Genomic DNA, 19405 nt, shown 5'->3' on the forward strand with positions numbered 1-19405 from the left:
TAATGGCTCCCCGGGAGGGATTCGAACCCCCGACCAATTGATTAACAGTCAACTGCTCTACCACTGAGCTACCAGGGAACAGCCCGATATGTTCAGGCAGAGGCGCGCGTATAGCAGCGCTTTTTTGCTTTTGGCAAGCGCCCATTGCCCGTTCAGACAATAAATTGTTCCATTGATATGCGGTCATCCAAGGCATGTTCCGGATCAAACAACAAAGTGAGCGCGCGGTTGCGGTCCAAGGCGACTTCGACTTGCGCAATATCCCGAATCTCGCGTTGATCTGCGACGGCGCTGACTGGCCTTTTACTGGCTTCCAATATTTTGATCCGGATGACATAGCGGTCGGGCAATATTGCGCCTTTCCAACGTCGCGGGCGAAAAGGGCTGATAGGCGTCAAGGCGAGCAACGACGAGTCCAGAGGCAAAATGGGGCCATTGGCGGATAAATTATAGGCGGTGGACCCAGCAGGCGTGGAGACCAATATGCCGTCGCAAATGAGTTCGGGGATGACTGCTCTGCCGTTGACAGAAATCTCCAGCTTCGCCGCCTGACGCGTTTCGCGCAGCAGGGAGACTTCGTTAATGGCGGGCAATATAAATTTTTGGCCGCTGATGGTGGTTATCTCCGTCGTCAACGGACGGACAGAAAAGGACTTGGCGCGTTGCAAGCGGCGGGGAAGGTCATGCCCGTCCCAGCTATTCATCAAAAAGCCAATGGTACCGCGGTTCATGCCATAAGCGGGAATGTCACGGCGGCTTTCCAATAATTGGTGCAAAACCTGAAGCATGTGTCCGTCGCCCCCAAGCACAATGACCGCATCGGCGCTGTCGAGCGGCACAAATTCATGCACTTCGCGCAAAAGTGCCTCGGCTTCACGGGCTTGCGGGGTTGCCGATGAGATGATCGCAAGTTGCATATTCGGGTTCATCCACCTGTTGCGTTCATATGTCGCGCGAGCCGTAAATCGGCCTGCGCAAGCTGTGTTGCGAATTCATGGCGTTGGGGTTTAAGCCGCAAAGCCTTTTGAAGCAAATGATCGACATCTGATAACGTGTCCGCACGCAGCGCCTTGCGCAAATCGACATGCAGTTCCGAGCCAAGGCACATGTAAATCTTGCCGTCGGTGGTCAGGCGAATGCGGTTACATTGGTCGCAGAAATTATGGCTCATGGGCGTTATAAGGCCAAGGCGAAGGCCCAAGGGCGCAACGCGCCAATAGCGGGCAGGGCCAGCGCTCTTATGGGTTAAGGGTTGCAGATCATAAAGTGCGCGAAGCGGCGCTGTGAAATCATCGAGCGCGATGTAGCTTTCTTCGCGTTCCGAAACACCAGCGCCCAAGGGCATGGTTTCTATCAAGGTGAGATCAAGCCCATGTTCGGCGCAGAAATGCGCCATGGGCAAAAGCGCGTCTTCGTTCTGCTGCTTCAGCGCGACCATGTTGATTTTGACATCCATGCCGTGCGCGCGCGCCGCGTGGATCCCGGCCAACACCGTATCGAGGTCGCCACCCCGGCTGATCCGGCGACAGGCCTCGGCATCCAACGTGTCGAGGCTAACATTTATCCGCTTCATGCCCGCCGACGCGAGCAACGGCGCAAAATGCTCCAATCGGCTGCCATTGGTTGTCATGGTCAATTCTTCGAGGGCGCCGTTGTGCACGTGCTGACCAAGCGCCGCAATCAAGACATGGATGTCGCGCCGCACAAGGGGTTCGCCGCCGGTAAGGCGGATTTTGCGGATGCCATGCGCGATGAACCGTTCCACCAAAACTAGGATTTCGTCGTAGGTCAGCAGGTCGCGATGCGGCAAAAAGCTTTGCTGTTCGGGCATGCAATAGGTGCACCGAAAATTGCAACGGTCGGTCACCGATATCCGTAAATAGTCTATATTGCGTCCGAAACCGTCGATCATTTTTGCGATGTAAGCGCAAAACCGTGCAGACAAAAGCTTAATCCAACAGCGGCAATAATCAGGGCAGGATTATTCCGCGCGCGTCGCCGCTTATACCCAACCGCTGCGAGGCTTTGATTCGAAGCTCGCTTCAACCCGATTTGCGCGCCAGATTGGCAAGGCCACGTGACAGTTGCAAACATCCGTTTAATCGCGCCGTAGGGTCGCCCCAGACGCGGTTGATCACCAACTTGCTATCGGGGCGTAGCTTCGCCGTTTGGCCAAGCTTGTCGACATAAGCGAGCAGCCCAGCAATATTGGGCGGCGTGTCCTGATGGAAGCTAACCAATGTCCCGCGGGCCCCGACTTCGATCTTAGCGACTTGCGCGATAAGCGCGTTTTGCTTGATCTGGATAAGCTTGAGCAGATTCTGCGTGGGTTCGGGGATCGGACCAAAACGATCCGTCATTTCCGCAGCGAAGCCTTCGACATCTTGGCCTTCTTCGAGATCGTTCAGGCGGCGATACAGCGCCATGCGGACCGACAGGTCGGGGACATAGTCGTCTGGAATGAGAATGGGCGCGTCGATGGTGATTTGTGGTGAGAAGCTGCCACATGGTTTGGCTAGCCCCTGCGCGCCCGCCCGTGCTTCCAAAATCGCCTCTTCAAGCATTGATTGATATAATTCAAAGCCAACCTCTTTGATGTGGCCGGATTGCTCGTCACCCACCAGATTGCCTGCGCCACGAATGTCGAGGTCATGGCTTGCAAGCTGGAAACCTGCGCCCAGGCTATCAAGGTCGCCAAGTACCTTTAACCGTTTCTCCGCTGTCTCTGTCAGCACACGGTTAGGTTCGTGCGTGAGATAGGCATAAGCGCGCGTTTTGGATCGTCCTACGCGTCCACGAAGCTGATATAATTGTGCAAGGCCGAAACGGTCGGCGCGCAGGATGATAAGGGTGTTTGCGCTTGGAATGTCGAGGCCGCTTTCGACGATGGTCGTTGAAAGCAGCACGTCATATCGCTTTTCATAAAAAGCGCTCATGCGCTCCTCAACTTGTGTGGGTGACATTTGGCCATGCGCGATCACATATTTCACTTCGGGTATTTCGGTGCGCAGAAACTCCTCAACCTCGGTCAAATCGGTAATGCGCGGCACAACGAAGAAGCTTTGCCCGCCCCGATAATGCTCGCGCAGCAAAGCCTCTCGCAGCACGACTGGATCCCACGGCATGACATAAGTGCGCACGGCCAGACGGTCGACCGGTGGGGTTTGAATGACCGACAGCTCGCGCAGGCCCGACATCGCCATCTGCAACGTGCGTGGTATGGGCGTTGCGGTGAGCGTGAGCATATGCACGTCTGTCTTGAGCGCCTTCAATTGCTCCTTGTGATTAACGCCGAAGCGTTGTTCTTCATCCACAATGACAAGCCCAAGGCGTTTGAACTGCAGCGACTTTGCCAGCACGGCATGCGTCCCGATCACAATGTCCACGGTCCCATCGGCAAGGCCTTCGCGCGTTTGCGTGGCTTCTGCGGCGGGCACAAGCCGCGATAGCCGACCCAGTTTCAAAGGCAAATCACGAAAACGTTCGGCAAAGTTCGCATAATGCTGCCGCGCCAATAGGGTCGTTGGCGCAATGACAGCGACCTGAAACCCTGCCATTGCCACGGCAAAAGCGGCACGCATCGCAACCTCGGTTTTCCCAAAGCCAACATCTCCGCACACCAGACGGTCCATAGGCTTGCCAGCTGACAGATCCTGAAGCACTTCTTCAATCACGCGGAGCTGATCTTCGGTTTCCTCATAAGGAAAGCGGTCAACGAAGCTTGCATAAGCAGGGCCATCAACTTCAATAACCGCACCCGCCCGCAATGCGCGTTCGGCGGCAGTCTTCAGCAATTCACCGGCTATGGCGCGGATGCGTTCTTTCAGCTTTGACTTACGCCGCTGCCACGCTTCGCCGCCCAATTTGTCGAGCGACACATGCTCGCTGTCCGAACCATAACGCGACAGCACGTCGATGTTTTCAACCGGAACGTATAACTTGTCGCTACCTGCATAGGTAAGGGCAACACAGTCGTGCGGGCTGTTGCCGACGAGGATGGAAATCAGGCCATCATATCGTCCGATCCCATGGTCCTGATGGACAACGAGGTCACCCGGCGTCAGCGCGGCCAGCTCGGCCAAGAAAGCGTCCGCCGACTTGCGCCGTTTCTGGCGACGCACAAGACGGTCGCCAAGCATGTCCTGTTCGCTCAGCACCACAAGGTCGGGCGTGGTATAGCCATGGTCCAGTGGCAGAACGACAATGGCGGTTTGGCCAGCCGCTACGCCCAATGCTTGCTGCCAACTGTCGACCGCGACAATCGTCGGTGCCTTATGCTCCGCCAGCAACCCTTTCAGCCGTTCGAGCGCGCCACCGGAATAGCTGGCAATGACTGTCTTGGTTTTGGCGGCGTGTAACGATTTAAGATGCGCGGCAACTGCCTCATACACATTTGCCTTTTGCGCCCGTTCCGGGGCGAAATCGCGCGCAGCACCAATGTCGAAATCGATGATGTTTGCTGAGTCCGGCTGCGAAAAGGGCGTGACGAGATGCGCGGCATTATCCGCAAATAACTGGTCGAGCTCATCACCGCTTAGGTATAACATTTCGGGCGGGAGCGGACGGTAGCTTCCGGGCTCCGCCGCCTGTGCTTTTACGCGGTTTTCGTGATAATCGACGATCGAGTCGAGCCTTGACTGGCCAGCCGCAGTCGCGCCGCTGTCGCGTATTACCAACGTGCCAGCGCCGACATGATCAAAAATGGTCGCCATGCGCTCTTCGAACAACGGCAACCAATGGTCCATGCCGGACAGCCTGCGGCCTTCGGATACCGCCTGATATAGCGGGTCGCCCGTTGCGGTGACGCCAAATCGCTCGCGGTAACCAATGCGGAAGCGTTTAATCGCCTCTTCGTCCATTAAGGCTTCTACAGCGGGCAAGATGTCGAAATGGTCGACCTGATCAATGCTGCGTTGGTCCGATGGGTTAAAGCGGCGGATGCTTTCAATTTCATCGCCAAAGAAATCGAGGCGAAGGCCGACTTCGCTGCCAGCGGGAAACAGATCGACAATGCTGCCACGGATCGCGAATTCGCCAGCGTCGGCAACTGTATCCACGCGGAAATAGCCGTTGGATTGTAATAAGTACGCAAGCCGATCGCGGCTTATCTCGCAGCCAGCGGTCAATCGCTCGCCTGTCTGACGAATGCGGAACGGCGTCACATATTTCTGAATAACCGCGCCAATCGTCGTAACCACAAGCTGCTTCTTTTTCGCAGGCTGCTGCAATGCTTGCAGAGTCGACATGCGCTGCGAGGTGACGGCGACGGAAGGCGAAGCGCGGTCGTAGGGAAGGCAATCCCAACCTGGCAGAATTAGGATTTCGATTTCAGGTGCAAAAAAAGGCACTGCATCGGCAATGGCGCGCATCGCCGATTCATCGGGCGCAATATAGAGCGCACGAGCCTTTGCCGCGCGCGTTAGGTCCGCCAGCAACAACGGCGCAAAGCCATTTGGCACCGACGCAAGCGTAAGTGCTTGGCGGCTGTTTATGATGCGCTGCAGGTCAATCATCACTTATGGGTACTAAGCCCTTCGGGAAGCACAATGAAATCCAGTTGCATCATCTGGTCCATCAACGGACCAGCAAAGGCTGGGTCAGGCGCAGCCGTGCCGAGTGCCCACGCCATGATGTCGACATCCTGTTCATCCAGCAGGCGCTCGAACCATTCATACTCAACTGCGCCCCATTGCGCAGAGCAATGATCGAAAAATCCACCGACCATAGCATCGGCCTCACGCGTGCCACGGTGGTGCGCGCGATAATGTAATTTGCGACGATAGGGGTCAGCGTCCATGTAACGCATCCTTTAAGCTTCTGGTAGAATAAGATTTGCGGGTTATAAGCGGCCCTAGTCATGCGCCCCGATATACTCAATCCGTTATTTGCAGACATACGTGCCCTAAAGGGTGTTGGTCCTGGTCTTGCCAGGCCGTTGGAGCGGCTTGGGCTGGAGCGGGGGAAGGATGTTCTGTATCATTTCCCCCACAGCTGGACCTATCGCAAGGCTGTGTCGCGTTTGGATGTGACCGATGTGGGTCAAAACATCATCCTCACTGTGACCGTTATGGATCATCGCGGTGGAAATAGCCCACGTGCGCCATTACGCATTTTTGCGGCAGATGTGGACGGCAATTATATTACGCTGACATTTTTTGGCCGGAATGGCGGTTGGGCGCGTAAGCAGCTTCCCGTTGGCGAAACGCGCATAATATCGGGCAAGCTGGACCGTTATGGGGACGAGCTTCAGATGGTCCATCCCGACCATGTTGTGCCCATTGGCAGCGATGCCTCGCCGGGGCTGGCCGAACCGATTTATCCATTGTCCGACGGCCTAACTAACAGGCGCATGGGGCAATTGGCAGCGACATCGTTGCAAAACGTGCCTGATTTGGCGGAGTGGATTGAACCGACCTTATTATCCAGTCGGGGATGGTCAAGTTGGTCGAAGTCTATAAACTTACTGCACAACAAGGATGACCAAGACGCGCGGGATAGGCTGGCTTATGATGAGCTATTCAGCAACCAACTTGCGATGCGGTTAATCCGCGCGGCGATGGACAAAAGAACCGCTATGCCCATATGCGGTGATGGCTCTTTGGTGACAAAGCTACGGTTGCCTTTTGCGCTAACAAGCGCGCAGCAGCGCGCCATAACCGAGATTGAGGGCGATCTTGCGCAGTCGCGGCCAATGCTCCGCCTGCTACAAGGCGATGTGGGTGCTGGTAAGACGATGGTCGCGCTGATGGCGCTGCTGCGCGGCGTTGAGGCAGGGATGCAGTCAGTGATGCTCGCGCCGACAGAAATTCTTGCGCGGCAACATTATGCCAGCCTTCAAAAAACACTCTCTGGCCTGCCCATCAACATTGCGATTCTTACGGGTCGCGAAAAAGGCCGCTTGCGTGAGGCAACGTTGATGGGGCTTGCCGATGGCTCAATTCACATTCTTGTTGGCACCCATGCGATATTTCAGGAAGCTGTGACCTATAAAGCGCTTGCGGTCGCGGTGATTGATGAACAGCACCGCTTTGGCGTTTCACAACGGCTGATGCTGTCGCGCAAGGGCAGGGGCGTGCCGCATTTGTTGGTTATGACCGCAACCCCGATCCCGCGCAGCCTTGCGCTTGCAGCTTATGGTGAAATGGATAGCTCGATCCTCGACGAGCTGCCCCCCGGACGGACGCCGGTTGAAACCCGGGTGATGTCGCAGGATCGGCTGTCCGAACTCGTCGATGGCGTCGCGCGGCATCTCGCCGCAGGAAAACAGGCGTTTTGGGTGTGCCCATTAGTAGAGGAAAGCGACAAAAGCGACCTCGCCGCCGCCGAACAACGCGCTGAACAGCTTCGCTTGCGCTTTGGTGATCAGGTTGCATTGGTGCACGGTCGGATGCGCGGCCCGGAAAAAGACGTTGTCATGGAACAATTTGTAGCGGGCAAAACGCGGTTGCTGGTGGCTACAACGGTGATTGAGGTTGGCGTGGACGTTCCAAATGCCAGCCTCATGGTGATTGAGGCAGCGGATCGCTTTGGTCTTGCACAATTGCACCAGTTACGCGGGCGGGTTGGTCGAGGGGCCGAGAAATCGGCCTGTATCCTTGTCCGCAGCACGCAAATTGGAGAAACAGCGCGGGCACGACTGGCGTTGATGCGCGAGACGAACGATGGTTTTCGCATTGCCGAAGAGGATTTGAAACTGCGCGGCGCGGGTGAATTGCTTGGCACAAGGCAGTCGGGCGAAAACCCGTTTCGTGTCGCGACTCCCGAACAAGTCCGCGCGCTGATTGGCGTCGCGGCGGACGATGCCAGACTTTTGCTTGACCGCGACGGCGGGCTTGATGGCGCGCGCGGTCAAGCGGCGCGGGTGGCGTTATACCTGTTTGAACGGGACGCAGGTGTAGCGACGTTGCGCGGCGGTTAGCAGCTGCGGCTTATATGAATTTGATTAAACCGTGTTTTTTCTTTCCCGCTGAGATTTTGACAGGGGCTGCTTGAGCCGAAATGACCACGTCTTCATCGGTCACGGCGTCGCCATCAACTCGTGCACCCCCGCCTTGGATCATCCGGCGTGCTTCTTTCTTTGATGCAACAAAGCACAGGCCAACCAATGCATCAATGAGGGAAATGTCGCCCGAAGCGTCAAAGCTAGGCAGATCGCCGCCACTTGTGCCTTCTTCAAACGTCTTACGTGCGGTTTCCGATGCAAGGGTCGCTGCATCCGCCCCGCGGCACAGTACGGTCGCGGCATTGGCCAAGGCTATCTTGGCCGTGTTGATTTCCGAACCGCCAAGGGCCTCAAGCCGCCCAATCTCGTCTAATGGCAGGTCCGTGAACAGGCGCAGGAAGCGGCCAACATCTCGGTCGTCGGTATTCCGCCAAAATTGCCAATAATCATAGTCAGGCAATTGTTCGCGGTTCAGCCAAATCGCGCCAGACACCGACTTGCCCATCTTTGAACCATCGGCCTTGGTAATCAGCGGGGTCGTTAGGCCAAACACTTCGGTGCCGTCTATCCGGCGGGCAAGCTCCATGCCGTTAATGATGTTGCCCCATTGGTCGGACCCACCCATTTGCAGGCGAACGCCCATAGTCTTGCTCAAATGACGGAAGTCATAGCCTTGCAAGATCATATAGTTGAATTCAAGAAAGGTCATCGGCTGTTCGCGCTCAAGGCGCAGCTTCACCGAATCGAATGTCAGCATGCGGTTGATGGTGAAATGCGTGCCAACCTGCTGCAGCAATTCGATATATCCCAACTGTCCAAGCCAGTCATGATTGTTGACCATCACCGCATCGGTCGGACCATCGCCGAATGTCAGAAATTTTTCGAAAGCCGTTCGGATCGAATGGATATTCGTTTCAATCGTCTCATCGGTGAGCATCTTGCGGACTTCGTCCTTGCCCGTTGGGTCACCAATCCGAGTCGTTCCGCCGCCCATAACCACTACTGGCTTGTGGCCTGCTTGCTGCAAGCGTCGCAGCAGCATGATCGAGACAAGATTGCCGACATGAAGCGATGGCGCGGTGGCGTCGAAGCCGATATAGCCTTGCACAATCTGTTTGGATGCCAATGCGTCAAGCGCAGGGGCGTCGGTTGTCTGGTGAATATAGCCACGTGCATTGAGCAGGCGGAGGAGATCGGATTTATAAGCAGTCATAGCGCGCACGCGCCTAGCATGGAGTTTCGACATTGGCCAATAATTCAATGACTGAAGTGCCGTTGATGTGTCACGCACATTCGCTGGCCGGCGGTATTGAGGGTATCGGTGTCACGATTACGCGCCGGACGACCGGGGAAGTTACGGTGACCTATCGCGTGTTTGGCGAAACATGCGCATTCGAAATTCCGGCCCGATCAGCGCTGCATCGTATTGACGGTCTATGGAAAAACACATGTTTTGAGTTATTTATAGGCAATTTTGAGGATGAAAACTATTTGGAGTATAATTTTTCGCCGTCGCGCCAATGGGCCGCATATCAGTTTGCGGGCTATCGTTCGGATATGGCTGCGTTGGAAACAAACGCTCCAAACATCAAAGTCGCGCAAGATGCCGATTCTCTGACGCTAATCGCCACGATTGCGTTACCCGACACTTGGCAGGCGCGCAGCCTAAGGGCGGGCATCAGCGCGGTTATGGCCACGAAGAGTGGTGACATCTCTTATTGGGCCGTAGCGCATCCCCCGGGCAAGCCAGATTTTCATCATAAGGATTGCTTTGCCGTGCAACTGGAGGCACGAAGCGCGGCATGAAATTTGGAATTGATCGCCTTTTGGCAGAGCCTGAACTGCGCGCCCCCTTGAAAGGCAAGCGTGTTGCTTTATTGGCGCACCCGGCTTCCGTAACGGCGGACCTCACCCATTCGCTTGATGCACTTGCGGCTTTAGGCGACGTCAACGTCACCGCTGCGTTTGGCCCCCAACACGGCCTGCGCGGTGATAAGCAAGACAATATGATAGAATCGCCGGATTTCATGGATCCAGCCCACAATATCCCAGTGTTCAGCCTTTATGGCGAAGTACGCCGCCCGACCGCAGCGTCTATGGAGACTTTCGATGTCATCCTTATCGATTTGCAGGATCTGGGTTGCCGCATTTACACGTTTATCACGACATTGCTGTACATATTGGAGGCTGCGGCTGAGCATGGAAAGTCAGTTTGGGTACTTGACCGCCCAAACCCCGCTGGACGCCCTGCAGAGGGTCTTACACTGCTTTCTGGATGGGAAAGCTTTGTGGGGGCAGGGCCGATGCCCATGCGCCATGGCCTGACGCTGGGTGAGATAGGGAAATGGTTCATCGATCATTATAAGATCGATGTAGATTATAACGTGATCGCAATGGAGGGCTATGCAACCGATGGTGCGCCAGGCTTTGGCTGGCCGACAGACAGGCTGTGGATCAACCCAAGTCCCAATGCGGCCAACATCAACATGGCGCGGGCTTATGCGGGCACCGTTTTGCTTGAAGGCACGAATTTATCAGAGGGCAGGGGGACCACGCGTCCGCTAGAGATATTCGGCGCACCTGATATTGATGCTCGTGCCGTAATCGCCGAAATGCAAAACTTTGCGCCTTTATGGTTGAAGGGCTGCAGCTTGCGTGAAATCTGGTTTGAACCAACATTCCACAAACATGTGCATCAGCTTTGCCATGGCGTGCATATCCATGCCGAAGGCCCCGGCTATGACCATCAGGCGTTTCGGCCTTGGCGGTTGCAGACTTTGGCGTTCAAGGCGATCCGGCGGCTGTACCCGGATTATGATCTGTGGCGCGATTTTCCCTATGAATATGAATCCGGCAAACTCGCAATCGACGTCATCAACGGCGGACCAGCCCTGCGCGAATGGGTTGATGCAGCGGACAGCACGCCGGTGGAATTAGACGCGATGACGTCAGTCGATGAGCAGGCTTGGGGCGAAGAACGGGGCAAGCACTTTCTGTATTAATGTCCGTGCTTGCGGCTTAGTTCGCGCATAGCGTCATCCAGACCTTCTAACGTCAGCGGATACATGCGGTCGTTGACCAGTTCCTTGATGATCTTGGTAGACTGCGAATAGCCCCATTGCTTTTCCGGCACCGGGTTCAACCAAACCGTTGCCGGATAAGTGCTGGTGATACGGTTCATCCACACCGCGCCCGATTCTTCGTTGAAATGTTCAACCGAACCGCCGGGATGGGTGATCTCATAAGGACTCATGGAGGCATCGCCGACCATCACAACCTTATAATCATGCGGGAATTTGTGGAGCAGATCCCACATCTGCGTACGCTCACTAAACCGGCGCTTATTGTCTTTCCACACTCCTTCATATGGGCAGTTGTGAAAATAGAAAAACTCCAAATTTTTGAACTCGCTAGTCGCGGCACTGAATAACTCTTCGCAAAGTTTGATGAACGGATCCATCGATCCGCCAACGTCCAACATCAACAGCACCTTAATGGCATTACGCCGTTCAGGGCGCATTTTGATGTCCAACCAGCCTTGGCGAGCCGTACCGTTGATCGTGCCTTCAATATCCAACTCTTCCACCGCACCATCGCGCGCGAAACGGCGTAAGCGGCGCATTGCGATTTTTATATTCCGCGTACCCAATTCTCTGGTGTGGTCGAGATTCTGAAACTCACGCTTGTCCCAAACTTTGACCGCACGCTTATGCTTGGATTCGCCGCCAATTCGGACGCCTTCGGGGTGATAGCCCGAATTACCATAAGGGGATGTGCCGCCAGTACCGACCCATTTATTGCCACCCTGATGCCGTTTTTCCTGTTCTTCGAGCCGCTTTTTCAGCGTCTCCATTAATTCGTCCCAGCTGCCCATTTTTTCGATGTTCGCCATTTCCTCGGGCGATAGATATTTTTCGGCAATGGCTTTCAGCCAGTCGGCGGGAACATCGACGGGTTTTTGGCCATATTCGGTGAAAATACCTTTGAAGACTTTGCCAAAAACTTGGTCGAAGCGATCAAGCAATGCTTCGTCTTTGACCAAAGTGGCGCGCGCAAGATAGTAGAACTCTTCGGGGCTTTGGCCAATGACATCGGCGTCCAACGCAGCAAGTAACGCCAGATGCTCTTTCAGCGATGCCGAGATGCCGGCAGACCGCAACTCTTCCATGAATGAGAAAAACATCGGCTGGATCCTGTATAAAGTGACCGATTATGCTTTGGCGAATGCGCGGCTCTAGAGGTAAACAGCGCGCCGACGAATTTTACGTGTTGGGGCGGCGGGCCATAAAGGCAAGCCGTTCAAACAACATGATATCCTGCTCATTCTTAAGCAGCGCGCCGTGTAAAGGCGGGATCGCCTTGGTTGGGTCACGCGATTGAAGCACATCCAATGGCATATCTTCATGCAGCAAAAGCTTAAGCCAATCGAGCAATTCGCTGGTGCTTGGCTTTTTCTTTAGGCCTGGCACGTCGCGAACTTCGTAAAAAATGTCCATTGCCTTAGACACCAGCATTTTTTGAATGCCGGGAAAGTGGACATCAATAATCGCCTGCATAGTCGTTCGATCCGGGAATTTGATATAATGGAAGAAACAACGGCGCAGAAACGCATCTGGCAGCTCTTTCTCATTATTTGAGGTAATGATGACGATTGGGCGCTCTACCGCTTTGATGGTCTCTTGCGTTTCGTAAACGAAGAATTCCATACGGTCGAGTTCTTGCAACAAATCATTGGGAAATTCGATGTCGGCCTTGTCGATTTCGTCAATCAACAACACGGGCAATTGGGGGGCGGTGAAAGCCTCCCACAACTTGCCTTTTTTGATGTAGTTTTTGATGTCATGCACGCGCGCATCGCCCAATTGGCTGTCGCGCAGGCGGGCAACAGCATCATATTCATACAGGCCCTGATGCGCTTTGGTCGTGGACTTAATATTCCATTCGATGAGCGGTGCACCAAGCGCGGTCGCGATCTCTTGCGCCAGGACGGTCTTGCCGGTGCCTGGCTCACCCTTGACCAGCAAAGGCCGACGCAACTTGGTAGCGGCGTTAACGGCGACCTTCAGGTCATCAGTGGCGACGTAGTTATCGGTGCCTTCAAAGCGCATGGACGAACCCTTTTTGTTAATCGAACGATTAATTCGTTAAGTGGGCTAATCAGGATATGCAACAGGATACTGCGCGACCAAGCAGATGGCTTAACGATAGAACATGGATCGCACCGGCTCTCACAAAAACGGACCCAATCCTGAGAGTAAGAAAGGGCCGGGCTTTTGAGATTTTATTGGTCGAGGAAGCTGCGCATTTTGCGGCTGCGGCTTGGATGCTTTAGCTTACGCAACGCCTTGGCTTCAATCTGCCGGATACGTTCACGCGTCACGCTGAATTGCTGCCCAACTTCTTCAAGCGTATGGTCGGTGTTCATGCCAATTCCGAACCGCATACGCAATACGCGCTCTTCACGCGGGGTGAGCGATGCCAAAACGCGGGTCACTGTTTCCTTCAAATTCGCCTGAATCGCGGCATCCACGGGAATGACTGCGTTTTTGTCTTCGATGAAGTCGCCCAAATGGCTGTCTTCTTCGTCGCCAATCGGGGTTTCAAGGCTGATCGGTTCCTTCGCGATTTTCATCACCTTGCGCACTTTTTCAAGCGGCATCGAAAGGCGTTCGGCCATTTCTTCGGGTGTAGGCTCGCGCCCTTGTTCGTGCAGGAACTGGCGGCTCGTGCGTACCAATTTATTGATCGTTTCGATCATGTGCACGGGAATACGGATGGTCCGCGCCTGATCAGCAATTGACCGGGTAATCGCCTGACGGATCCACCATGTTGCATATGTACTGAACTTGTAACCGCGGCGATATTCGAACTTATCGACCGCCTTCATCAGACCGATATTGCCTTCCTGAATAAGATCAAGGAACTGCAAACCGCGGTTGGTGTATTTCTTGGCAATGGAAATCACGAGGCGCAAATTCGCCTCAACCATTTCCTTCTTCGCTATGCGTGCTTCGCGCTCGCCCTTTTGCACCATGTTCACGATACGGCGGAATTCGCCAAGTGACATGCCAGTATTGGCGGCAATGTCGGCGATTTCGATGCGGATACGCTCGACGCTTTCCGCTTCATTCGTTGCGAATGCCGTCCATTTCTTGTCGATGTTTGACACTTCGGTGAGCCAATTTTCATCCAGCTCACGACCCATATAGCTGTCGAGGAAGGCCTTGCGCGGAACCTTATGCCGTTCTGCCAAGCGCAGTATCTGACCACCCAATGCGGTCAGGCGGCGGTTGAATGAGTATAATTGATCGACCAGATATTCGATCTTGTTCGCATGGAATTGAACACTTTCAACTTCTGCGGTCAATTCTTCACGCAATTTGTTATATTTGTTTTCCGAAGCTGTGGAAAAATCTTCGCCTGCATTCAGTGCGCGCATGCGCTCAAGTTGAATGTTTGAGAATTTTTTGAACAGCGACGTGATCTTGGCAAAACGCTCAAGCGCAGCGGGCTTCAACGCCTCTTCCATTTGCGCGAGGCTAAGGGTGTTGTCTTCTTCCTCGTCTTCGACAGGACGCGAGCGCCGCTCCGTCATGTCCTCATCGTCGCTTGCCGCTTCGGGTTCGTCTTCGACTTCCTCTTCTTCTTTATAGGAAGGACCGGCAGTTTTCTCGCTAATCTCCCCAGCGCCTTCTTCTTCGCCATCCTCGGTCAGCACTTCAGGTGCAGGCTCTTTCGAAAGCATGGCGTCGAGGTCAAGAATTTCGCGCAGCTGCATTTCGCCGTCATTAAGCGCATTAGACCAATCGATGATCGCGTGGAAAGTGATCGGGCTTTCGCACAGGCCCAAAATCATGGTGTCGCGACCAGACTCGATGCGCTTGGCAATAGCGATTTCGCCTTCGCGGGAGAGCAATTCCACCGCGCCCATTTCACGCAAATACATGCGGACGGGGTCATCGGTGCGTTCGCCAGTGCCGGTTTTCTTGATAGTGTTGGTCAGCGAGCGGGGATCATTTTCGGAAATATTGTCGATGGTTTCGACTTCTTCCTCGGCCTCGTCCTCACTATCGTCGCCGGCTTCTTCATTCTCGACGATCTGCACGCCCATGTCGTTAATCGCCGACATTACGTCTTCAATTTGTTCGGACGACATCTGATCCTGCGGCAGGGCCGCATTCAGTTCATCATACGTCAGGAAACCCCGGCGCTTGGCCTTAGCGAGCAGTTTTTTTACGGTCGCATCATTCAGGTCGATCAGCGGTGCATCACCGTTTTCGCCGATATCTTCTTCGTTTTCATTTGCGCGACTTGCCAAAATAATTCCCCGATAAACTTATAAACTATCGGCATCACGCCGAAAAAATTCGATGATACGATCGTCAAATGCCTTTTTCTCGTGTCGCAACCTTTGCTGTTCGGCAAAAGTCTCTTCAGTCATCTCCAAACTCGCCAACTGCGTGGCGCGTTCCAAAGCTTCTTCCAGCGCGGGACGCTGCTTCATAAGCCTGATTGCTTCACCCAAATTTTTTGAAGCGTTAGACAATCCGTCGCCTCCTGTACCGAACGCACCGCGGTTAAAGGCAAAAACCTTACCGTTACTGTGGAGCAGTGCCGACGCGACATTATACAACTTCTCGCCCAATATGGTAACTAGCCCCTCGGTATCAAGCGTTTCTTTGCTAAAAGATTGGTTGAGCATCACGTTCAGCAAGGCCGCATGATTCGGGTCGAGCGGGACAAAGTCGCTCAGCGCCTCATGATGTTGTGCAATAAGCGCAGGATGGCGCAACAACGCCGCCAATATACCCTGAATGAGAAAGTCCGAACCCTTGGCATTGAAGCTTTTGGTTTCAGCGCCCGGCGGTAAAATTGGCGGCTTGCGCCAATCGCGCTTTTGTCCGCGTACAGAAGGTGCCGATGGGGTGAATGGCGCACCGCGTCGCTGCACGAATAGAGTGTCGAAACGCTCGCGAAAGGCATCGGCATAATGGCGCCGAATTTCTCCGTCTGCGATATTTGCCGTATGGGCGCCTAAACGCTGTTTAAGCCCCGCACGGTCCTCTGGCGTGCTCAGGTTGCCTGCATTCACCTCAGCCTGCCACAACCTCTCTACGAGCGGCTGAGAGGCTTCTAAAAGCAGTGTGAGTGCGGTGGACCCCGATGCCTTGACCACGTCGTCTGGGTCTTGTCCTTCGGGCAAGGTAACAAACTGAAGACTATGGCCGGGTTTCAACAATGGCAGTGCGCGTAAAGCTGCGCGCATGGCGGCTTTTTGCCCCGCGGCATCACCGTCAAAACACAATAAAGGCTTTTCTGTCATCCGCCACAGCATCTGAATTTGCTGTTCGGTCAGCGCGGTGCCCAAAGGTGCTACAGCATCGGCAAAGCCAGCCTGCGCAAGGGCAATGACGTCCATATACCCTTCGACCACAATCACGCGGCCCGTCTGGCGTGAAGCAGGAGAACATTTGTCCAGATTGTAAAGCGTGCGGCCCTTGTCGAATAAGGGCGTGTCAGGTGAGTTGAGATATTTCGGCTCACCTTCGCCTAAAATCCGGCCTCCAAAGGCAATCACGCGGCCACGCGGATCACGGATCGGGATCATCAGCCGACCACGAAACCGGTCATATGGGGCTTTATCCTCGACTGAGATGAGCAACCCTGCCTCAATCAACATCGGGTCACCAAATTGCTTAAGCGCGGTTTTTAGGCCCGTACGGTTGCTGGGCGCGAGGCCGAAACCAAAGTCGCGGATTGTTTGCTCCGTAAACCCGCGTTGCTTGAGATATCCCCGCGCGGCGGAACCCTCAACGCCAAGCAATTGTGTGACAAACCATTCCTGCGCTGCCGTCATCACGTCATATAGGCTATTCGCCTTTTCGGCCCGCTGAGCCGCCTTTGGATCAGCCGCAGGGACCTCCATCCCGGCCTCCGCCGCCAGTTCCTTGATCGCATCCATAAAAGACAGGCCGCGCTGGTCAGTCATCCAGCGAATGGCATCACCATGCGCGGAACAGCCAAAGCAATGGTAGAAGCCCTTTTCGTCGTTGATCGTGAAGCTGGGCGATTTTTCGTTATGGAACGGGCAGCATGCCTTAAACTCGCGGCCAGCCTTGGTGACCTTGACCGTGCAGCCTATCAACGCAGAAAGCGTAATCCGCGCGCGTAATTCGTCCAGCCATTGCGGGGTGAGAGCCACCTTAGCCCAACGCGGCCTTCACAAGGCCGCTGGCCTTGCTCATGTCGAGTTTTGGGCCGTGGCGTTCCTTTAACGTTGCCATGACGCGGCCCATGTCTTTTAAGGTTTCTGCGCCAAGTTCGGCTTTGATGCCCTCAATCGCCGCGCTGGTTTCTGCATCGCTTAGCTGCGCAGGCAGAAAATCTTCGATGATCGCCAATTCAGCCGCTTCAACCGCAGCAAGTTCCGCGCGGCCACCTTGTTCATATAACGCAATCGATTCGCGGCGTTGCTTGATCATCTTCTGCATGACCTCAACCACCATCGCATCGTCATCGGGCTGCTGCGACGCGGTACGCAGTTCGATGTCGCGGTCTTTGATCTTGGCAAGGATCAAGCGGACCGCGGCCAGACGGTCTTTTTCGCCTGCCTTCATTGCGGTGATTTGGGCGGCTTTGATGGTGTCACGAATCATATTTGTTTCCGAATTTTTGATGATGCATTGCGTTAGACGAACATCCAAATTCCGTCACCCTGAACTTGTTTCACGGTCTACCACACAGCATGCGCAGGGCTTGAAAGGATAAATGGATCCTGAACCAAGTCCAGGGTTACGGGTAAGAGCGCATTGTGTAAAACATTCCACAGCTTTCTCGATTTCCGCATTGACGCTTTGGGCCACCATCTCTAGGCGCAATGCCTTAGCGACATTGCTGTAATCCGTTTAACAGGAGCGACCCCATCATGGCCGACCCCAAATCTTCGCGCGCGCCTTCTGGAGCGACGGGGGTATTGGTTTTGGCGTCCGGGGAAGTGGTCTGGGGCAGTGGCTTTGGCGCCGAGGGGCAGGCGGTTGGCGAAGTCTGCTTCAACACCGCAATGACCGGCTATCAAGAAGTGATGACTGACCCGTCTTATGCCGGACAGATCATCAACTTCACCTTTCCGCATATCGGCAATGTCGGCACGAACCCTGAAGATGTCGAGGCGCTGAACCCGCATGCCTTGGGCGCGATTGTCCGGCAAGATGTCACCGACCCATCCAATTTCCGCAGCACGCAGCATTTTGACGCATGGATGAAGGCCAATGGCCGCATCGGGATTTCCGGCATTGATACCCGCGCGCTGACGCGGCTGATCCGCGTGGCTGGCGCGCCGAATGCGGTGATTGCGCACTCGGCGGATGGCGCGTTCGATGTGCCTGCCATGTTAGCGCGGGCAAAGGCCTGGGCAGGGCTTGAGGGCATGGACCTCGCCAAGGATGTGACGACGTTGCAGACCTATGGTTGGGATCAAGGGCTTTGGAAGCTGGGCGGTGGCTATGCTGCGCCTGCCAAGGGCAGCAAAAAAGTCGTCGCCATCGACTATGGCATAAAGCACAATATCCTGCGCAACCTGGTCGATGTCGGTTGCGACGTCACTATTGTCAGCGCGACCGCGACGTTCGAAGAAATCATGGCGCATGCGCCCGATGGCCTGTTCCTGTCGAACGGCCCCGGTGACCCTGCTGCGACTGGCGAATATGCGGTGCCGGTGATCAAGCAATGGCTTGAGACCAAGAAACCACTTTTCGGCATTTGTCTTGGGCATCAGATGCTTGGCCTTGCGGTTGGCGCGAAGACCGAGAAAATGCACCAAGGCCATCGCGGCGCAAACCATCCGGTGAAGCGCCTCAGCGACGGTGCGGTCGAAATTACCAGCATGAACCACGGTTTTGCAGTGGACGCCGCAACCTTGCCCGCCAACGCAAAGGCAACGCATATCAGCCTGTTCGACGGCAGCAATTGCGGCTTCGAACTCGCCGACCAACCCGCATTTTCGGTGCAATACCACCCCGAAGCCTCACCCGGCCCGCAGGACAGCCATTATCTGTTCGAGAAATTCGCGGGGATGATGGGAGATTAGATTATGACAGTTGTGAAAAACTTTTCGGTAGAAGATCAGAATTCTCGCGTCGGTCATTCTGAATGTTCAGGCACGATCAGGGCAGTTGAGATCAATGGAGAAAAGTACATCCAAATTGACACTTATGGCTCCAAAGAACGCGAATTTCAAAATAAGCTCTCTCAGTCCCCTCGCCTCACAGAAAGCGCCTTTAACCAGTTGAAGAAGTTAGGTGAAAATCACTTCTAATGCCCAAACGCACTTACATTCCTGCCATCCCTCCCTCACCCCCTTTAGGGGGAGAGGGAAAGCTTCGCGCAGCGAAGCAGGGAGAGGGGGCAGTGCGCTTCGGTGACTACCCCCTCTCCCTGACCTCCCGTTGGTCGGTCTGTCCCTCT

15 protein-coding genes and 1 tRNA gene are annotated in these 19405 nt (G+C 54.8%); 5 read left to right on the forward strand and 11 right to left on the reverse strand.

Annotated elements, in window-relative coordinates; genetic code table 11:
• Positions 1-3: 3 nt before the first annotated feature.
• The 5 genes from Q0N43_RS05785 to Q0N43_RS05805 all read right to left on the reverse strand — a co-directional run bounded on the left by Q0N43_RS05785 (position 4) and on the right by Q0N43_RS05805 (position 5797).
• A tRNA-Asn gene (locus tag Q0N43_RS05785) sits at positions 4-78 on the reverse strand.
• Positions 79-152: 74 nt separating this feature from the next.
• Positions 153-929, reverse strand: coding sequence for an NAD kinase (locus Q0N43_RS05790; protein WP_295443834.1), 777 nt, complete (start codon positions 927-929; stop codon positions 153-155).
• Positions 926-1912: a GTP 3',8-cyclase MoaA gene (gene moaA / locus Q0N43_RS05795; RefSeq protein ID WP_295443836.1), complete on the reverse strand. Its 987-nt coding sequence runs from the start codon at positions 1910-1912 to the stop codon at positions 926-928. Before moaA ends, Q0N43_RS05790 begins: the two co-directional genes overlap by 4 nt.
• 130 nt (positions 1913-2042) lie before the next feature.
• Positions 2043-5513: a transcription-repair coupling factor gene (gene mfd, locus Q0N43_RS05800; protein ID WP_295443839.1), complete on the reverse strand. Its 3471-nt coding sequence runs from the start codon at positions 5511-5513 to the stop codon at positions 2043-2045.
• Positions 5513-5797: a succinate dehydrogenase assembly factor 2 gene (locus Q0N43_RS05805; RefSeq protein WP_295443842.1), complete on the reverse strand. Its 285-nt coding sequence runs from the start codon at positions 5795-5797 to the stop codon at positions 5513-5515. The genes mfd and Q0N43_RS05805 overlap by 1 nt, the downstream gene beginning before the upstream one ends.
• Before the next feature lie 60 nt (positions 5798-5857).
• Between Q0N43_RS05805 and recG the strand changes: the two genes are divergently transcribed.
• Positions 5858-7918, forward strand: coding sequence for an ATP-dependent DNA helicase RecG (gene recG, locus Q0N43_RS05810; protein WP_295443845.1), 2061 nt, complete (start codon positions 5858-5860; stop codon positions 7916-7918).
• Between the two features lie 10 nt (positions 7919-7928).
• On the opposite strand, the gene tyrS is transcribed toward recG, so the two are convergent.
• Positions 7929-9155, reverse strand: coding sequence for a tyrosine--tRNA ligase (gene tyrS, locus Q0N43_RS05815; RefSeq protein WP_295443848.1), 1227 nt, complete (start codon positions 9153-9155; stop codon positions 7929-7931).
• A gap of 32 nt (positions 9156-9187) precedes the next feature.
• Between tyrS and Q0N43_RS05820 the strand changes: the two genes are divergently transcribed.
• Together Q0N43_RS05820 and Q0N43_RS05825 are read left to right on the forward strand one after the other, a co-directional pair.
• Positions 9188-9748: a DOMON-like domain-containing protein gene (locus tag Q0N43_RS05820; RefSeq protein ID WP_295443851.1), complete on the forward strand. Its 561-nt coding sequence runs from the start codon at positions 9188-9190 to the stop codon at positions 9746-9748.
• Positions 9745-10944: a DUF1343 domain-containing protein gene (locus tag Q0N43_RS05825; RefSeq protein WP_295443854.1), complete on the forward strand. Its 1200-nt coding sequence runs from the start codon at positions 9745-9747 to the stop codon at positions 10942-10944. Before Q0N43_RS05820 ends, Q0N43_RS05825 begins: the two co-directional genes overlap by 4 nt.
• Here the strand turns inward: Q0N43_RS05825 and Q0N43_RS05830 are convergent.
• The 5 genes from Q0N43_RS05830 to Q0N43_RS05850 form a co-directional block, all read right to left on the reverse strand.
• Positions 10941-12125 (reverse strand): VWA domain-containing protein, encoded by a 1185-nt coding sequence (locus Q0N43_RS05830; RefSeq protein ID WP_295443857.1) that lies wholly within the window; start codon positions 12123-12125, stop codon positions 10941-10943. The genes Q0N43_RS05825 and Q0N43_RS05830 overlap by 4 nt on opposite strands.
• Before the next feature lie 79 nt (positions 12126-12204).
• Complete coding sequence (locus tag Q0N43_RS05835) at positions 12205-13050, reverse strand: MoxR family ATPase (protein WP_295443860.1); 846 nt, start codon at positions 13048-13050, stop codon at positions 12205-12207.
• A gap of 173 nt (positions 13051-13223) precedes the next feature.
• Positions 13224-15260 carry an RNA polymerase sigma factor RpoD gene (rpoD, locus tag Q0N43_RS05840; RefSeq protein ID WP_295443864.1) on the reverse strand — a complete coding sequence of 679 codons (2037 nt, stop codon included), beginning with the start codon at positions 15258-15260 and terminating at the stop codon, positions 13224-13226.
• 18 nt (positions 15261-15278) lie between these two features.
• Positions 15279-17144, reverse strand: coding sequence for a DNA primase (gene dnaG, locus Q0N43_RS05845; protein ID WP_295443867.1), 1866 nt, complete (start codon positions 17142-17144; stop codon positions 15279-15281).
• A 1-nt stretch (position 17145) separates the two neighbouring features.
• Positions 17146-17598: a GatB/YqeY domain-containing protein gene (locus Q0N43_RS05850; protein ID WP_295443869.1), complete on the reverse strand. Its 453-nt coding sequence runs from the start codon at positions 17596-17598 to the stop codon at positions 17146-17148.
• 269 nt (positions 17599-17867) lie between these two features.
• On the opposite strand from Q0N43_RS05850, the gene carA reads away from it, so the two are divergent.
• Positions 17868-19028, forward strand: a complete 1161-nt coding sequence (carA, locus tag Q0N43_RS05855) for a glutamine-hydrolyzing carbamoyl-phosphate synthase small subunit (protein WP_295443872.1) — start codon at positions 17868-17870, stop codon at positions 19026-19028.
• 3 nt (positions 19029-19031) lie between these two features.
• A complete protein-coding gene (locus Q0N43_RS05860; protein ID WP_295443874.1) occupies positions 19032-19256 on the forward strand; it encodes a hypothetical protein in 225 nt (74 codons plus the stop codon).
• Positions 19257-19405: the final 149 nt, after the last annotated feature.

The sequence above is a fragment of the Sphingorhabdus sp. EL138 genome (genome assembly GCF_945882965.1).
Classification (GTDB): domain Bacteria; phylum Pseudomonadota; class Alphaproteobacteria; order Sphingomonadales; family Sphingomonadaceae; genus Sphingorhabdus_B.

Bases quoted from the DNA above. Each gene is read 5' to 3' on its own strand.
- carA (WP_295443872.1), top strand. From the start codon at position 17,868: ATGGCCGACCCCAAATCTTCGCGCGCGCCTTCTGGAGCGACGGGGGTA.
- Q0N43_RS05835 (WP_295443860.1), bottom strand. From the start codon at position 13,050: ATGCGCTTTGAAGGCACCGATAACTACGTCGCCACTGATGACCTGAAG.
- moaA (WP_295443836.1), bottom strand. From the start codon at position 1,912: ATGATCGACGGTTTCGGACGCAATATAGACTATTTACGGATATCGGTG.
- Q0N43_RS05850 (WP_295443869.1), bottom strand. From the start codon at position 17,598: ATGATTCGTGACACCATCAAAGCCGCCCAAATCACCGCAATGAAGGCA.
- Q0N43_RS05860 (WP_295443874.1), top strand. From the start codon at position 19,032: ATGACAGTTGTGAAAAACTTTTCGGTAGAAGATCAGAATTCTCGCGTC.
- recG (WP_295443845.1), top strand. From the start codon at position 5,858: ATGCGCCCCGATATACTCAATCCGTTATTTGCAGACATACGTGCCCTA.
- mfd (WP_295443839.1), bottom strand. From the start codon at position 5,513: ATGATTGACCTGCAGCGCATCATAAACAGCCGCCAAGCACTTACGCTT.
- Q0N43_RS05790 (WP_295443834.1), bottom strand. From the start codon at position 929: ATGAACCCGAATATGCAACTTGCGATCATCTCATCGGCAACCCCGCAA.
- Q0N43_RS05805 (WP_295443842.1), bottom strand. From the start codon at position 5,797: ATGGACGCTGACCCCTATCGTCGCAAATTACATTATCGCGCGCACCAC.
- Q0N43_RS05825 (WP_295443854.1), top strand. From the start codon at position 9,745: ATGAAATTTGGAATTGATCGCCTTTTGGCAGAGCCTGAACTGCGCGCC.
- tyrS (WP_295443848.1), bottom strand. From the start codon at position 9,155: ATGACTGCTTATAAATCCGATCTCCTCCGCCTGCTCAATGCACGTGGC.
- Q0N43_RS05830 (WP_295443857.1), bottom strand. From the start codon at position 12,125: ATGTTTTTCTCATTCATGGAAGAGTTGCGGTCTGCCGGCATCTCGGCA.